Raw genomic sequence first — 15,543 nt, 5'->3', positions numbered from 1 at the left:
CGGAAGCCGGCGAGCCGAGGATGACGAGACACACGACGACCGTCGGCCCCGGACTGGTTCGCGGAGACCTCGCAGCCGGAGGACCTGATCGTGCGCCTCATGGTGGCCGGTGGTTCCGCTGTCGACGGGACATGCCTGCAAATCGGCTTCTGGCGGGTGCGGACCGAGGGCTGCGATCTGTTGGCCAACGGCCACCGTGGAGCCAGGACCGCGCCCCTGAGCTCGCACCCCGTGCCGCCGGCGAGGAACGACGACCGCCCGGGGATCCCTCCGAGTCGCAGTCCCTTACGCCCTCCAAGGAGGCAGTCGCATGTTGAAGCCCCGTTCCACCGCCACCCGTGAGCTGGTGAATCTCGACGGACTCTGGCGCTTCGCCACCTCCGCCGCAACCGGCGAGCAGCCGTGGACGGGCCCACTGCCTGATCGGTTGGAGGCCGCAGTGCCGGCCAGCTACAACGATCTGTTCACCGACAGCGCGATCCGTGACCACGTGGGCTGGGTGTGGTACCAGCGCCTTGTTCGCGTGCCGCGCGGCTGGGTGGACGAGCGCATCGTGCTGCGCCTCGACGCGGCCACCCACCAGGGAAAGGTGTATGTCAACGATGTCCTGGTCGCCGAACACAGCGGCGGCTACACGCCCTTCGAGGCGGACATCACCGAACACGTCAGCGTAGGAGGGGAGTTCCGGCTCACCGTCGGTGTCGACAACGAGCTGACCAACGTCACGGTCCCGCCGGGCACGATCACGGTGACCGAGGACGGGCGGCGTCAGCAGAGGTACTTGCACGACTTCTACAACTACGGGGGCCTCGCCCGCTCGGTGTGGCTCTACAGCGTGCCTCCTGTCCATGTGGACGACATCGTCATCACCACGGGGACCGACGGGGCCGCCGGAATCGTGGAGTACTCGGTCGAGACCACGCAGCCCGCTCCGGTCCGGGTACGCGTGTTGGACGCTTCCGGCGCCGAGGCCGCGACCTCCGAAGGAGCGAGTGGCACGCTGCGCATCGACGACGTGGTCCTGTGGCAGCCCGGCGTCGCCCACCTGTACGACCTCGTCGTGGAGATACGCGATGGCGACCAGATCGTCGACACCTACACAGAGCCGTTCGGGGTGCGGACCGTCGAGGTGCGGGGCACCGAATTCCTCATCAACGGGGAGCCGTTCTACTTCACCGGCTTCGGCAAGCACGAGGACTCGCCCGTACGCGGCAAGGGCCACGACAACGCGTACTTGGTACACGACTTCCAGCTCATGGAGTGGACCGGTGCCAACTCCTTTCGTACCTCCCACTACCCGTACGCGGAGGAGGTCCTCGAGTTCGCAGACCGCCACGGCATCGTCGTCATCGACGAGACGGCGGCGGTCGGGATCAACCTCGCGGTGGCGGGAGGCCTGACAGGCCGACCCGCACAACCCACGTACTCTCCGGACACGATCAATGACACGACCCGTACGGCGCACGCCCAGGCCATCCGCGAGCTCATCGGCCGGGACAAGAACCATCCGAGCGTGGTGATGTGGTGCGTCGCCAACGAACCCTCCACCCACGAGCCGGGGGCACGCGAGTATTTCGAACCACTGGTGGAGCTCACCCGCCACCTGGACCCCACACGCCCTGTGAGCTACGCGAACGTCATGTTCTCGACCTGCCAGAACGACCGCATCGCAGACCTGTTCGACGTCGTCTGCCTCAACCGCTACTACGGCTGGTATCTCGCGACCGGCGATCTCGCCACGGCGGAGGCCCAACTCGAGACCGAACTGCGCGGCTGGGCGGAGAAGTACGGCAAGCCGATCCTGATGACCGAGTACGGGGCGGATGCCATGCCCGGACTGCACTCGGTCTGGGACAGCCCGTGGACCGAGGAGTACCAGCAGGCCTACCTGGAGATGAACCACCGCGTGTTCGACCGGATCGAGGCCTTTGTCGGCGAGCACGTGTGGAACTTCGCGGACTTCCAGACCTCCAACGGCATCCACCGGGTCGGCGGCAACAAGAAGGGCGTGTTCACCCGCGACCGACAGCCCAAGGCGGCCGCCCATGCGCTGCGCGCTCGCTGGCGTGGCTTTGACGGCCGCAAGCGGGACTGGGTGACAGAGGCGGCGAGCACTCCACTCATGGTGCGTGAGACACCGTGAGGCGTCGGCCCCCGCTCCGACCAGCGCAACGCTCGTGAATCGAGGTGTCTCAGTGGCGGGATCTCCGTCTTCGTTCCGCGCCGGCCTCTGCTCGGTCACCTACAGGGCTCTGTCGGCGGAGCGCGTGGCAGCGATGAGCGGCAAGGCAGGGCTGGACGTCATCGAGTGGGGTGCCGACGCGCACGCTCCTCCGTCCGACGAGTCGGCCCTGCGGCGAGTGCGGCAGATCACCGGCGAGGCCGGTATGACCACCTGCTCCTACGGCTCGTACTGGTGCGCGGGACGCGATGACCTGGACGCCTTCGCCGCAGTGGCCGCGGCGGCCGTCACCCTCGGAGCGCCGCGGATCCGAGTCTGGGCGGGCACTGAGGGTTCGGCTCATACCCCGGACAGGTCCCGTGTCATCGGCGCGCTACGCGACGCGGCGGCCATCGCCGCCGGGCGCGGGCTGGATGTAGCACTGGAGTTCCACGCGGGAACTCTCGCGGACACGCCCTCGTCAACGGTGCGTCTGCTCGACGAAGTTGGGCACGACGCAGTGTCCACGTACTGGCAGCCTCCACTCGACGAACCCGACGACGCGGCCCTGGCCGGGCTGCGGACCATGAGCGAGCGGGTCCGCGCAGTACATGCGTTCTCTTGGTGGCCAGGGGTGCACCGCCTGGCACTGAGCGAGCGCGAGGCATTGTGGCGAGGCGCGCTCGACCTGCTGTCGCCCGTCGACGTGCTCTTGGAGTTCGTGCCGGAGGACGACCCCTCATTGCTCGAGCGTGAAGCCCGCACTCTGCTGTCGTGGCTCACCTGATGGGCACAGGGGCTGTCACCCAGCCCCGGCATCCCCGTGGGCGAGAACGACCTCCCAGCAGATACTTAACATATGGTAGATGTTCGACTCGGGGGCGCCTTGCCGTATCGCCTCTTGTCACCGTCTCGTGATGGCCCTCACTGTGGCGTTCCAAGAGCGGAAGGAGTTCCTCCGTGGCCCCGAGCAAGGCGCGAGGGCAGTATGCGAAGACAGCCGCCCGGCGGGCTCAGATCGTGCAGGCGGCCCGCGAGAGCTTCGCCGAGCGCGGGTACACAGCGGCGTCCCTCCGCGACATCGCGGAGCGGGCCGGGATCTCACACGTCGGGCTGTTGCACCACTTCCGGACCAAGGACGAACTGCTTACCGCGGTACTGGCGCAACGCGACGCTGAAGAGTGGCAGCGAGGACAGGCGGAGGTCGACAGGCTGGACGAACTTGCTCCCTACATCGGAGACATGCTGGCCGAGCACCAGAAGTCGCCGGAACTCATGCGCCTGTGGCTGGAGCTGGCTGCTGGGGCGTCCCGCCCGGACGATCCCGCCCACGAGCACTTCGTCGAGCGCTTCGAGCGGGCGCGCAGCCATTTCGCGATGGGACTGCGGGAACTGGCGGCGGAGGGCGAACTACGCGACGGCGTCGACCCGGACACTGCCTCGACGCTCTTCCAGGCCGTTCTCAACGGCTTGCAGCTTCAGTGGCTGCTGAACCCCGGACTCGACATCATTGCGCCGGTCGAGCACTTCGTGCAGCACTTCCTTGCCCCGGGTGGCTCGATGAACCATTCCGAGGGGGAAGCTCCTGTGGATCGTTAAGCGGTGTGTGCAGGTTCCGGGTGGTAGCTGGCTGTAGGCCGTATGCCCAGGTGGTGTACACGCCTTGTGCAAGAAAAGCGTAAGGTTTCGTGCTCCGCTGCGCCGTGGCTGGCAAGCACACGCAGGCGGCTGGCCCCGGGACCACTCCGGCCGGACTCTGTGTACAGGGAGCCGTGTGGCGACATCCGCGACCTGATCTGCTCGTCACGATTGCCAAGGTCACCGACCGGGACGCTGCTGCCGAGTCTGAGAATCTATTCCTGCGTGTGAGCGAGTGGTTCGGCCAGGTAGGGGTGCGGCGCCGGATGCGGGACTACGTGGCCGAGCGGCTCGACGCCCCGGACGGCGTTCTGATCGTTTACGACACGGGTTCATCAAGAAGGGCATCGTCCCCGCCGGGGTGCAGTGGCAGCACTGCGGTACGGCAGGACGCACCGAACACGACTACATCGGTGTCTTCGCTGCCTACACATCCAGTTGCGGGCGTGCCGTGGTGGACAGGTAATTGCACGTTCGAGCGGAGGAACTGGCCTATCGACTCACCACACCTCGGTGAGTCGATCGTCGACGCGCGATTTCGATGAGGCGGGTCAGCGAGTGCTTAGTGACTTCTGGCGCAATCGATCGGGTATGGCGGCAGGTGTGCCTCGGCCCAGACTGCGAGTGAGGCGAGGGGGATGAGGAAGGCGTTGCCGTGCGGCGTGAGGGCGTAACGGGAACGCTGCGGCGGGCCGTGGTGCACGGCTCGGGTGAGGAGCCCGGCCTCGGCCAGTTCGTGGAAGCGGTCGGCGAGCATGCGGTCGTTGATGCCGGGCACCCGCTCGCGCACCTCGCTGAAACCGGCGGGGCCCTTGGCCAGCGCGGCGAGGACCAGGCCGTTCCAGGGATTGCCGAGCAGGGCGAAGGCGCGGGTCAGCGCGAGGATGATCGGGGAGAGTTCGGGGTACTGCGGGTCCACCGCGGTGTGCTGATTCGTCATGTCGGGCTCCAGCGGCGCCGAGAGCAGACACACCCGCGGTGCCCAGCAGCACGTTGCTGCGGGGCACCGCGGGCGCGGTCTTCGCGCCGGTTCGTCGTGGTAAAGCCTGGGTGGGGTCAGCCCATGTGGACCGGGGCGGCGCCTTCGGTGTGCTGCTGCTTGCCGGCGTTCATGGCCAATGCGGTGACAGCGACACCGGCCACGAACACGACCCCGGCGCCGACGAAGGCCATCGTGTAGCCGTGCGTGAGCGCATCCCCCGCCTTCGACACGAGGGCGAAGTCCTTGGTGGCCAGGCCCCGGTAGAGAGAGGAGGCCGCCTCGGGCAGCTTGTCGTTGGCCGCGGAGGTCGAGATCGTCGACAGGACGGCGAGGCCCAGGGCACCGCCGACCTGCTGGGCGGTGTTCAGCAGTGCGGAGGCGACGCCGGTGTCCTGGTGGTCGACGCCGCTGACCGCTCCCAGGGTCATCGGGACGAAGCTCATGCCCAGGCCGAGGGACGTGACGAACATCGCCGGCATGAGGTGCCCGGCGTAGGAAGAGTCCGGTTGGAGGGCGGCGAACCAGAACATGCCCGCGCCCGCGACCAGCAGGCCCGGTCCGGCGATCAGCCGGGGCGCGAAGTGCGTGACGAGCTTGGAGCTGATACCTGCCGAGGCGGCCATGCCGAAGCTGAAGGGCAGGTAGGCGAAGCCGGTCTTGATGGGGCTGTAGCCGAGGATCAGCTGCATGTAGAGGGTCAGGAAGTAGAAGAACGCGAACATGCCGACGCCGATGAACAGCATGGTGGCGTAACTGCCCCACCGGTTGCGGTCCTTGAACAGGCGCAGCGGCATCATCGGGTCCGCGGTGCGGGCCTGCAGGAGCAGGAAGGCGACCAGGAGTACGGCCGCAGCGGCGAAGGAGACCAGGGTGAGGCTGTTCGTCCAGCCGTGCTCACCGCCGCGGGTGATGCCGTAGACCAGCGCGATCAGGCCGCCGGTGCCGGTGATCGCGCCGGGGACGTCCAGGCGGCCGGGGTGACGCTCGGCCTCGACCAGGGTCTTCGTGCCGGCCAGGACGGCCAGGCCGATCGGGATGTTGACGAAGAACACCCAACGCCAGTTCAGGACGTCGGTGAGGACGCCGCCGAGCAGCAGGCCGACCGTGGCACCGAGACCGCCCATCGCGGCGTACACACCCATCGCCGTGTTGCGCGACTTGCCTGCCGGGAACGTCGTGGTGATCAGTGCCAGGGCGCTGGGCGCGGCGAACGCGGCACCGACACCCTGCAGGATGCGCGCGCCGATCAGCAGGCCCTCGTTCGGGGCGAGTCCGCCGAGCAGGGAGGCGAGTGTGAAGACGGCGATGCCTACCTGGAACATCTTCCGTCGGCCGAACAGGTCACCGGCCTTGCCACCGAGCAGCAGCAGGCCGCCGAAGGCCAGAGCGTAGGAGTTGACGATCCACGCCAGGTTCGCGTCGGAGACGCCCAGGTCGGTCTGGATGGCGGGCAGAGCGATGTTGGTGATCGTGGCGTCGAGGATGACCATCAATTGGGCCGCTGCGATCACACAAAGGGCCAGGCCGAGATGCCGGCCTTGGGGTGAGGTGCCGGACGTGTCCGATCCCGCGGAGGCGACAGCTGTCGCGCTCTCAGCAGACATGGTTCAAGAGCTCCAAGGAGTGGGCTGAAAACGGTACCCCCGGATCACGAAACAGGCATGAAACACCGATGTCGCGATCCGGGGAAAACGAGAGTGAACGGAATCCGAGGAGAAGCGGAACACTCGCTGTGCAATCCGAGGCCAGGGTGCCGATACGGCACGTCCATCCGAACTCGGGACGAGGCTTCACTTTAGCAGCTTGTCGGCGGCGTCCGGAGCGAGGCCGCTGAATTGCCGGTGTTGTCAATCTCGCGCTTGACGGGTCCGCCTGGACTGTGCGCACGGCTCCTGGGGGGCCATTTGCATTTTCCGTCGAAGTGTGGGCAATCCGAACTGAGGAAAGGTTATTGCGCACAGTGCTCAAGAAAATGCAAATCGGTATTTCAGAGATGATGTAGTGAGCCCTTCACCGGTCTGGACTGGCTATCGGCCGGCCAGGAGAGGTTGCAGGAATTTCCCTGTGTAGGACTGAGGGTGGACCGCGACCTCCTCTGGAGTGCCTTCGACGATGATGCTGCCGCCACGCAGGCCGCCTTCGGGGCCCATGTCGATGAGCCAGTCGGCGGTCTTGATGACGTCGAGGTTGTGCTCGATGACGACGACCGTATTGCCGTTGTCGACGAGCCTGTTGAGTACGGTCAGCAGTTGACGGACGTCGTCGACGTGCAGCCCGGTGGTTGGTTCGTCGAGTACGTAGAGGGTGCGCCCTCGGGTGCGCCGCTGCAGTTCGGTGGCGAGTTTGACGCGTTGTGCCTCGCCGCCCGACAGGGTGGTGGCGGGCTGGCCGAGTTTCACATAGCCGAGCCCGACGTCGTTCAGCAGACGGAGGTGCCGGGAGATGACGGCATGTCCGTCGAAGAAGTCGAGGCCTTCCTCGATGGTCATGGCGAGGACGTCGGCTATGGACTTGCCCTTGTAGTGGACTTCGAGGGTCTCGCGGTTGTACTGGGCGCCGTGACAGATCTCGCAGGGCACGTAGACGTCCGGAAGGAAGTTCATCTCGACCTTGATGGTGCCGTCGCCGTAGCAGTGCTCGCAGCGGCCGCCCTTGATGTTGAAGGAGAACCGGCCTGGCTGGTAGCCACGGACCTTGGCTTCCGGGGTCCGGGCGAACAGCTTGCGCAGGTGGTCGAAGGCCCCGGTGTAGGTGGCGGGGTTGGAGCGGGGGCTGCGCCCGATGGGGGACTGGTCGACCTGGACGACCTTGTCGATCTCTTCGATGCCGGTGATCGTGCGGTGACGGCCCGGCACCTTGTGGGCCCGGTAGATGTGTTTGGCCAGCGCCGTGTGCAGGATGTCGTTGACCAGGGTGGATTTGCCAGAGCCCGAGACGCCGGTGACCGCGACGAACTGGCCCAACGGAAACGACACGGTGACGTTCTTCAGATTGTGCTCGACGGCGTCGTGCACGGTGAGTTCGCGGCCCTCGGTCTGTGGGCGCCGCCGGTCGGGCACCGGAATCTTCCGACGGCCTGACAGGTACGCCCCGGTGAGAGAGGTCGGGTGCTCCAGGAGTTCCTGAATCGTGCCGGAGTGCACGACATGTCCGCCGTGCTCGCCGGCGCCGGGCCCGATGTCCGCGACCCAGTCGGCCGCCTTCATGGTGTCCTCGTCGTGTTCGACCACGATGACGGTGTTGCCGCGGTCACGCAGCCGCAGCAGCGTCTCGATCAGACGCTGGTTGTCGCGCTGGTGCAGTCCGATGCTCGGCTCGTCCAGCACGTACAGGACGCCGACCAGTCCCGCGCCGATCTGTGTGGCGAGGCGGATGCGCTGCGCCTCTCCGCCGGACAGGCTGGCGGCGGGTCGGTTCAGGGACAGGTAGTCCAGGCCGACGTCGAGGAGGAGCCGCATCCGCTCGTTGATCTCCGCGGTGACCGCTTCCGCGATTCGGCGCTCTCCGCCCTCGAGCTCCAACTGCTGGACGAACGCCGCCATTTCGTCGAGCGGCATGGCCGTCAGCTCCGCGATGCCGCGTCCACCGACGGTCACTGCCAGTACGCCCGGCTTGAGCCGCGCGCCCGCACAGGCCGGGCAGGCCACCTCGCGCATGTAGCCCGCGAACCGCTCGTTGGCACCCTCGGCCGCGTCGTAGCGCCGCCTGACGTGCGGAATGACGCCCTCGAATTTGGTGAGGTGAGAACGATCGCGGCCGAACCGGTTCTCATAGGAGATGTGGAGCTGCTTCGGTGTCCCGTGCAGCACCGCCTTCCTGACCGCGGCGGGCAGCTCGCGCCAGGGCGCGGCGGTGCTGAAACCGAGCTCCGCCGCCAGCGCCTCAAGCAGCCGGGTGAAGTACTCGGCGCCGCTGGTGTTGGTCCAGGGGGCGATGGCACCCCCGGCCAGCGACTTCTCCTCGTCGGGGACGATGAGCTCGGGGTCGACTTCCATGCGCAAGCCGAGCCCCGCGCACTCGGGGCAGGCGCCCCAGGGAGCGTTGAAGGAGAACAGCCGTGGCTCCAGCGACTCCAGGCCGATGTCGTGGGCCCGCGGACAGGCCATCTTCTCCGAGAACCGCAATTCGCGTGCGGGGTCGGTGGCGTCGAGATCCGGGAATTCGACATATACGACCCCGCCCGCGAGGCCGAGTGCGGTCTCGACGGAATCGGTCAGGCGCTGCCGGGTGCTCTGCTTGATCGCCAGCCGGTCCACGACGACGTCGATGACGTGTTTCTTGCGCTTGTCCAGCGCCGGCGCCTTCGTCAGCGCGAATACCTGGCCGTCCACCCGGACCCGGCTGAAGCCGTCGGTGTTCAACTGACTGAAGACCTCTGCATGCTCGCCGCTGCGGTCACGCACGACCGGGGCCAGCACCTGGATGCGTGCTCCCTCGTTCTCGACGAGGAGCCGGTCCACGATGCGCTGGGGTGTCTGGCGGCTGACCGCCTCACCGCACACTGGGCAGTGAGGGCGACCGACGCGGGCGTACAGCAGCCGCAGATAGTCGTAGATCTCCGTGACGGTACCGACTGTGGAGCGCGGGTTGCGGCCCGTCGTCTTCTGGTCGATCGCGATAGCGGGGGACAGGCCCTCGATGACGTCGACGTCAGGCTTTTCCAGCTGACCGAGAAACTGCCTGGCATAGGCCGAAAGCGATTCGACATAACGCCGCTGACCCTCGGCGAAAATAGTGTCGAAAGCCAGACTTGATTTCCCTGATCCCGATACGCCCGTGAATACGATGAGCGTGTCCCTGGGTAGATCCACAGAAACGTCACGGAGATTGTGCTGGCGTGCGCCCTTGATGACCAGACGGTTTTTCACGCGTGAAACCTTGTCAGGCGATGAGCGGGCGGCTTCGGACTGCCTCCGATGGGGACTCGCCAGACATTCATCTTTTTTCCTTTACGTGCCTGTGGATGAGCCATGTATGCAAGGGCGCAAACAGCCTCCCGGTCTCTCCGGCAACCGGAGAGACCGGGAGGCGCTAGGCCGCCGGGGTCGTCGTCACCAGGGCAGGTCCAGGGCTTCTCCGGAGATGCTGGAGCTTGTGAAGGTACCCGTCGGGCCGCCGTCGGGGAGGGTTGCCATCCGAACCGGCATCACGGCGCCCTGTGCCAGAGTCAGGTTGCCGGTGTTGTAATTGGCGTCGGTCGGTACCCAGTTCGGGGAGACGGCGTTGACCAGAATGCCCTCGTCGCGCAGTTCGTTGGCGTACATGAGCGTCAGAGAGTTCACTGCGGCCTTGGACACGCTGTGGCAGAGGATGACCGGGAACTTGCCGTCCGGGAAGTCTTCGGACCCTTCGAGGTCGGTGGACGAGGCGGCGGTGAGCGAGCCGATCACGCTGCTGATGTTCACGATGCGGGCGGCGTCCGAGAGGCGGAGCAGCGGCAACGTCGCGTTGGTGACCGTGATGTAGCCGAAGACGTTGGTCTCGAAGGTGCTGCGTACCTCGTCGAGCGGGGTCTGGCTGGGAGTCCGCCAAGGGGTGCTGATGCCGGCGTTGTTGACCAGGATGTCGAGCCGGCCGTGCTCCTCCTCGATGTGCTTGGCGGCGAGGCGGACAGAGGCCTCGTCGGTGACATCGAGCTTCACGAACCGCGCGTCGAGGCCCGCCTCGCGCAACTCGGCCTCGGCGGCCTTGCCGCGCTCCTCGTCCCGGGCGCCGAGGTAGACCGTGTTGCCGAGTTCGGCGAGCGCCTGGGCGATGGCCCGGCCGACGCCCTTGTTGGCGCCGGTGACGAGCGCGATCCGCGGGGCGGTGGGGGAAGTGGTGCTGGAGGTCATGCGTGTCGCCTTACGTGCTGGTGGTCCGGGTGGATGGCAGGAGATCGGAGAGCTCGTCGCCGCCGGGCGGCGGGTGGTAGGCCGGGCCAGGCACAGTGGCTCCGGCCCGGCGGACCGGTGAGGACGATGAGCTCTGGGTTATTCGGCTGAGGGGGTGATGTTCGCGTTGTGACGCAGCAGGTTGTGCGGGTCCCAGGCCGCCTTGACCTGCTGGAGTCGGTCGAATTTGACCGTATTGCCCCATACACCTTGGCGCCACTCGTCGCCCAGGTCGCTGGTGAAGTTGATGTAGCCGTTGGAGCGCGTGTGCGGGGACAGCGCTTCCCAGGTCTGGGCCGCCCATTCGTCGTAGGTGCCGTCCTGCTCGGCCACGTCCCAGAGAGCGCTGGCTTCCCAAGCCCAGGCGGCACCCTCGCGCGAGAAGGCGGTCGCGTCCTCGGCGAAGTCCTCGGAGATGGCGCCGCCCAAGCACATCAGAGTGATGGCGGTGCCTCCGCGCTGGTACCGCGGTGCGGCGGCCACCTGGCCGAGCAGGGCGGACACGGCCTCGCCACCGAGGGCGGAGAGATACCCGCCGCGCGAAACGCTGCGCAGACCGGCCGGAGCTGCGGCGTCGCTCATGCTGTTGGTCCGCAGCCAGGGGCTCGTGCCGACCAGGTTGGCCAGCGGGCTGCCCAGCGCGGCGAGCGGGGCGATGGCCTTCTCGCCGTCCGCCGGGTCGCCGCTGTAGACCGGCAGGAGCAGCAGCACCGGGTGCCCGTGCGCTTCCGGGGGCAGCATGGGCAGCGGCGGGGCAGGCGTGATCGCGACCGTCAGTCCAAGTTCGCGCGGGGCACTTGCCATGGTGTCGTCCAGCGCGGTCAGGACGTCCGCGGCCTGGTCGAGGGAGTAGACGAGCATTCCGCTGACGACGTCCGGGCCCACCTGGTGCGCCTGGAACTCGAAGGCGGTGACGACGCCGAAGTTGCCGCCGCCACCTCGTAGCGCCCAGAACAGGTCGGCGTTGGTGTCCTTGTCCGCGCGCACCCGGCGCCCGTCGGCGGTGACCAGTTCGCAGGCCAGCAGGTTGTCGACGGTCGCTCCGAACCGGCGCATGAGGCTTCCCAGACCGCCGCCCAGGGTCAGCCCGCCCACCCCGATCGTGGAGTTCGAACCCGCGGGCACGACCAGCCCGTACTCCTGCGTGGCCTGGTCCAGATCAGCCAGAAGGGCGCCGCCCTGGGCCCGCACGATCCGGGTTTCCGGGTCGACCGTGACCTTCCGCAGCGCGGACAGGTCGACGATCAGCGCGCCGCCGGGCATCGCCTGGCCGTCCGCCCCGTTGCCGCCGCCGCGCACCGCGACAGCGATACTCTTCTCGGCGGCGAACCAGAGGACGGTCGCCACGTCGTCCTCGTCCGCGCACTGGGCGATCAGCGCGGGGCCGGCGTCGGCGGCGCGGGCGTTGCGAATGGCCCGGGCCCCGTCGTAACCGGCATCACCGGGGCGCAGGACGGTCCCCTTGAAGTCGGCCGGAAAATCCGGAAAAGACTGGTCAGGGGCAGTGGGGGTGGGCATGGTCGTGCTCCCTCAAGCAGGGGGTTTCAGTTGCGAGCCCACTCTCTCCCACCAAATATGACAACAAGCGTCTTATTTTCTGGGTGATTCTTGGGAACATGAAATCTGACCGGTTGCTGTCGATCCTGCTGCTGTTGCAGACGCACGGGCAGCTGCCCGCCGTCGAGCTGGCCGCGCGCCTGGAGGTGTCGGCCCGCACGATTATGCGCGACGTCGAGGCCCTTTCCGCCGCCGGAGTGCCGGTCTACACCGAGCGCGGCCGTGGCGGTGGGATCGCGCTCATGCCCGGCTACCGCACCGATGTGACCGGCCTGACCGCCGACGAGGCGAAGGCTCTGTTCGTGCTGGTCACCGACCGGGCACACACCGATCTGGGTCTGGGTCCGGCCATAGGCTCGGCGCTGCGCAAGGTCATGGCCGCGCTGCCGGCTCCGCACCGTGACGCCGCCGACCTGGTCAGCCGACGCATCCTGGTCGACCCGGTCCGCTGGCGCAGCGACCCTCCGCCGCCCACTGACCTGGGCGTGCTCCAGGAGGCCGTGTTCACCGACCGGCGCCTGCGACTGCGTTACCGCCGAGGCCGCGACGGCCAGGAACGCTCCTACACCCTCGACCCCTACGGCCTGGTGAACAAGGCAGGCGTCTGGTACCTCGTCGCCGACCACAACGGCCAGGCTCGTCTGTTCCGGGCCGATCGCATCCTCTCCACAAGCCTCGCCGACGAACCCGTACAGCGACGTAAAGGTGTCGAACTGGCCGACGTGTGGGACGAATTGCGCCGTAACGTCGACGAGATGCCTGACGGAATCCCCGTTGTCGTCAGGGTCCGCCGGACGGCCTTGCAATGGTTCCTGCCCCTCTACCGGAGCGACATGACCGCGCCGCCGCCCACCGTCGGCCTCGTGTCGGAAGGCGATGAGGAGTGGGTGGAGTTCCAACTGCGCTTCACCACCCTCGGCTCGGCCCAGCCGCTCCTTGCCTTCGCCAACGACCTCGAAGTCGTCTCACCTCCCGAGCTCCGCGACGACCTGGCACGCAAGGCAACCGCGACAGCCGCCCTCTACACCTGAGGCGAAGCGGTTCTGGCGGACGGGCGAAGCGGGCGCGATCATCGCCGTCCCGGGATACGCGGTCGCCGAAACCGTCAACGACACCAGCTGAACCGCCGTCATTTCGCCTGGCCCGCAGCATGGAGATCGGCCGTGAGTAGAGTTCTGAGGCCGTTGTGCCGCACGCCGCGCCGAACAGCACGGCGGTCGAGGAGTCGGGCTCGTGAACTCGCGGTCGCGCTTCTTGGCGCCCTGCACGGGGTCCTTAGGGCTTGCGCAAGCACTCTGTAAGATGGGCAACATGACAGCGGGTGACAGAAACCATCCTCTTCGCCGCGACGAGGAGGCGGTGATCAGGGCGCTACTCCCGGCGGTGGCGGCGATGATGCGAGCCTTTGATGCCGACCTGAACCGCGCGGAGCGCGTGACGCACACCGAGTACCTGGTGCTGATGTTTCTCTCCGAGGCGCCCGAGTGCACGTTGCGTCTCGCCGATCTGGCCGCTCACTGTCACAAGTCGCCGAGTGCCATCAGCCGCGCGGTGGGACGGCTGGAGGTCGACGGGCTGGTGCGGCGCATGCAGGCCAGTGACGACGGCCGTGGCGCCAACGCCATCCTCACCGACGAGGGGCGCGCCAGGCTGGAACAGGCCCGGCATGCCCATGTCTTGAGCATTCGCCGTCACTTGCTCGATCATCTGGAGGGTGTCGACCTGGACGCTCTGGCGCGGGCGTTGGAAAGCATTGCAAATCCCGGTAGCTCCGTGAAGGGCCCGACGCGAGCGGCGTCCGATCGTTAGCGACCAGCGTCCCATTTAGCGACGACGGCGCGCGCGGGCTGCGCTTCGTACGGGTGGTCTGCCTGGCGTGAGATATCAGTGTGTGCGCACGGGGCAGGACATCGGCCGCAGCCTCGTCGGCTGCGCAATTCGCGGTACCGGCCCCAGCCCTGATGCGGCCTCGGCCGGATTAGGTGCCTCCGTGCCGACCTCCCTGACCACCGCGGGTCCCTGTCCTCGCGACGTGGCTGTCACCTCAGGGAACCCGGTGCACCCCCGGTTTGGCAACGGTATCGGCCGTACATCGTTGGCGTCGAACGCTCGGAGCAGTGCCCTGTGTGCGAGCCGCATTTACTCATGATCATCAGATTCCTCTGGCTAAATACGTGCATGCGCACGCATGTAGGAGTATTGTTTGCGATGTTCAACCAGTTGGTCTCTGTGCTGCGGCACGTATGCAGGTGTCGGAGGCGGAGCCCTCGGTAAGCATGTCCTGACGAGGAGGCACATGATGAGAGTCAGCAAGCAGGCGGGCAACGGCATGACAAGACGCGGTGTGTTGCAAGGAGCTGCGCTTGGGGGTGCGGGGGTCGCCGCTGCGTCACTGGTTCTCGCCCCGACCGCGTCGGCTGCTGGTACGAGCAGTGGGTTTGTGTTCCCCGGTGTCGACGTCGTCATCGACGGTTCTCATGCCACCACAGATGTGACCCTGCTGGTCCGGAAATACCTCGCCCGCAAGAGTGAGGCCGACCCGGACGGGACGATGACCTTCTTCTCGCGCAACCCTGTCACCTACATCGACGCCGTTCTGGGGTGGTCCTGGTACGACTGGGATTCCTTGCGGACGGCGCTGGGCCAGTTCATGCCGAACTGGCCCAAGGACGGTAAGTCCTACCCCACCCGGATACTGGGTAACTCGACCGGCGCCATGGTGTTCTTCACTGACACAGCAGGCCTGTTCGGTTCCTCCGAGATCCGTGCGGTGGGTGTCATCAACTTCAGTGATCGGAAAATCACTCGGCAGATCGACTACTGGGACGGCAGGCACTTCGGCATCTCCGACACAGCGAAGCTGAGAGTGCCTGCGGACACGTTCCCGGCAGACTTCCGAGAATCCACGGTCGGCGAGACCGCAGCGCACACCATGAAAAACGTCTCCTACAAACTCGCTCGGGCTCTGCGGGGAGGCGACGGGGCGAGCGCAGCGGACCTTTTCGCGCCCGGCGCCGTTTTCGAGGACATTCCGGCGCACGTGCAGATCGTCGGCCCCAGAAGTATCGGGTCCTACCTCGCCGGCGCTGCTTCCCTTCTGCCATACGCCGGTGGGAGTACGGCAGTTCGACACGTCGTCGGCAGCGCGGTGGGTGGCGGTTACGAATGGACCGCTACGGACGGCCCCGTTCCCCGGGGCGTCATCGCCCTGGAACTGGACGGTTGGGGCAAGATCACCCGCCTTACCGCCATGTGGGACGGATCGCAGGTGGACGACTCCACGCTGGTCTCTCTGTCCCAGACTGCGATCGAGCGATAGCTGAACACGGGTG

At 67.0% G+C, this 15,543-nt stretch carries 11 protein-coding genes and 1 pseudogene; 7 read left to right on the top strand and 5 right to left on the bottom strand.

The window, feature by feature from the left end; translation table 11 throughout:
- Positions 1–310: 310 nt before the first annotated feature.
- From uidA to ABZ725_RS37355, 4 genes and pseudogenes are all read left to right on the top strand, one after another.
- The gene (gene uidA, locus ABZ725_RS37370) at positions 311–2,143 is read left to right on the top strand and encodes a beta-glucuronidase (protein WP_358806851.1); all 1,833 of its coding nucleotides are present in this window, start codon (positions 311–313) and stop codon (positions 2,141–2,143) included.
- Positions 2,144–2,276: 133 nt separating this feature from the next.
- Positions 2,277–2,948, top strand: coding sequence for a TIM barrel protein (locus tag ABZ725_RS37365; protein WP_358806850.1), 672 nt, complete (start codon positions 2,277–2,279; stop codon positions 2,946–2,948).
- 173 nt (positions 2,949–3,121) lie between these two features.
- Positions 3,122–3,760 carry a TetR/AcrR family transcriptional regulator gene (locus tag ABZ725_RS37360; RefSeq protein ID WP_358806849.1) on the top strand — a complete coding sequence of 213 codons (639 nt, stop codon included), beginning with the start codon at positions 3,122–3,124 and terminating at the stop codon, positions 3,758–3,760.
- 260 nt (positions 3,761–4,020) lie between these two features.
- Positions 4,021–4,262, top strand: a pseudogene (locus tag ABZ725_RS37355) (transposase); the annotation flags it as partial.
- A 99-nt stretch (positions 4,263–4,361) separates the two neighbouring features.
- Here ABZ725_RS37355 and ABZ725_RS37350 read toward each other — a convergent pair.
- From ABZ725_RS37350 to ABZ725_RS37330, 5 genes are all read right to left on the bottom strand, one after another.
- Positions 4,362–4,739 carry a helix-turn-helix domain-containing protein gene (locus ABZ725_RS37350; protein ID WP_358806848.1) on the bottom strand — a complete coding sequence of 126 codons (378 nt, stop codon included), beginning with the start codon at positions 4,737–4,739 and terminating at the stop codon, positions 4,362–4,364.
- Between the two features lie 116 nt (positions 4,740–4,855).
- Complete coding sequence (locus ABZ725_RS37345) at positions 4,856–6,385, bottom strand: MFS transporter (protein ID WP_358806847.1); 1,530 nt, start codon at positions 6,383–6,385, stop codon at positions 4,856–4,858.
- Positions 6,386–6,808: 423 nt separating this feature from the next.
- On the bottom strand, positions 6,809–9,649 hold the full coding sequence (gene uvrA, locus ABZ725_RS37340) for an excinuclease ABC subunit UvrA (RefSeq protein ID WP_358806846.1): 2,841 nt from the start codon (positions 9,647–9,649) through the stop codon (positions 6,809–6,811).
- A gap of 183 nt (positions 9,650–9,832) precedes the next feature.
- Complete coding sequence (locus tag ABZ725_RS37335; RefSeq protein WP_358806845.1) at positions 9,833–10,615, bottom strand: SDR family oxidoreductase; 783 nt, start codon at positions 10,613–10,615, stop codon at positions 9,833–9,835.
- Between the two features lie 138 nt (positions 10,616–10,753).
- Positions 10,754–12,172: an FAD-binding oxidoreductase gene (locus ABZ725_RS37330; RefSeq protein WP_358806844.1), complete on the bottom strand. Its 1,419-nt coding sequence runs from the start codon at positions 12,170–12,172 to the stop codon at positions 10,754–10,756.
- A gap of 98 nt (positions 12,173–12,270) precedes the next feature.
- Between ABZ725_RS37330 and ABZ725_RS37325 the strand changes: the two genes are divergently transcribed.
- From ABZ725_RS37325 to ABZ725_RS37315, 3 genes are all read left to right on the top strand, one after another.
- Positions 12,271–13,242 (top strand): WYL domain-containing protein, encoded by a 972-nt coding sequence (locus ABZ725_RS37325; protein ID WP_358806843.1) that lies wholly within the window; start codon positions 12,271–12,273, stop codon positions 13,240–13,242.
- 280 nt (positions 13,243–13,522) lie between these two features.
- Positions 13,523–14,020: a MarR family transcriptional regulator gene (locus ABZ725_RS37320; RefSeq protein ID WP_358806842.1), complete on the top strand. Its 498-nt coding sequence runs from the start codon at positions 13,523–13,525 to the stop codon at positions 14,018–14,020.
- Positions 14,021–14,510: 490 nt separating this feature from the next.
- The gene (locus ABZ725_RS37315) at positions 14,511–15,530 is read left to right on the top strand and encodes a hypothetical protein (protein WP_358806841.1); all 1,020 of its coding nucleotides are present in this window, start codon (positions 14,511–14,513) and stop codon (positions 15,528–15,530) included.
- Positions 15,531–15,543: the final 13 nt, after the last annotated feature.

This window comes from Streptomyces sp. NPDC006872 (assembly GCF_040635845.1).
Classification (GTDB): Bacteria; Actinomycetota; Actinomycetes; order Streptomycetales; family Streptomycetaceae; genus Streptomyces.
The sequence above is the reverse complement of the archived record's forward strand: the minus strand, read 5'-3'. Positions and strand labels throughout refer to the sequence as shown.

Coding starts and splice junctions, on each gene's coding strand:
- ABZ725_RS37325 (WP_358806843.1), top strand. CDS start 12,271: ATGAAATCTGACCGGTTGCTGTCGATCCTGCTGCTGTTGCAGACGCAC.
- ABZ725_RS37345 (WP_358806847.1), bottom strand. CDS start 6,385: ATGTCTGCTGAGAGCGCGACAGCTGTCGCCTCCGCGGGATCGGACACG.
- ABZ725_RS37335 (WP_358806845.1), bottom strand. CDS start 10,615: ATGACCTCCAGCACCACTTCCCCCACCGCCCCGCGGATCGCGCTCGTC.
- ABZ725_RS37315 (WP_358806841.1), top strand. CDS start 14,511: ATGAGAGTCAGCAAGCAGGCGGGCAACGGCATGACAAGACGCGGTGTG.
- ABZ725_RS37365 (WP_358806850.1), top strand. CDS start 2,277: ATGAGCGGCAAGGCAGGGCTGGACGTCATCGAGTGGGGTGCCGACGCG.
- ABZ725_RS37350 (WP_358806848.1), bottom strand. CDS start 4,739: ATGACGAATCAGCACACCGCGGTGGACCCGCAGTACCCCGAACTCTCC.
- ABZ725_RS37330 (WP_358806844.1), bottom strand. CDS start 12,172: ATGCCCACCCCCACTGCCCCTGACCAGTCTTTTCCGGATTTTCCGGCC.
- ABZ725_RS37320 (WP_358806842.1), top strand. CDS start 13,523: ATGACAGCGGGTGACAGAAACCATCCTCTTCGCCGCGACGAGGAGGCG.
- uidA (WP_358806851.1), top strand. CDS start 311: ATGTTGAAGCCCCGTTCCACCGCCACCCGTGAGCTGGTGAATCTCGAC.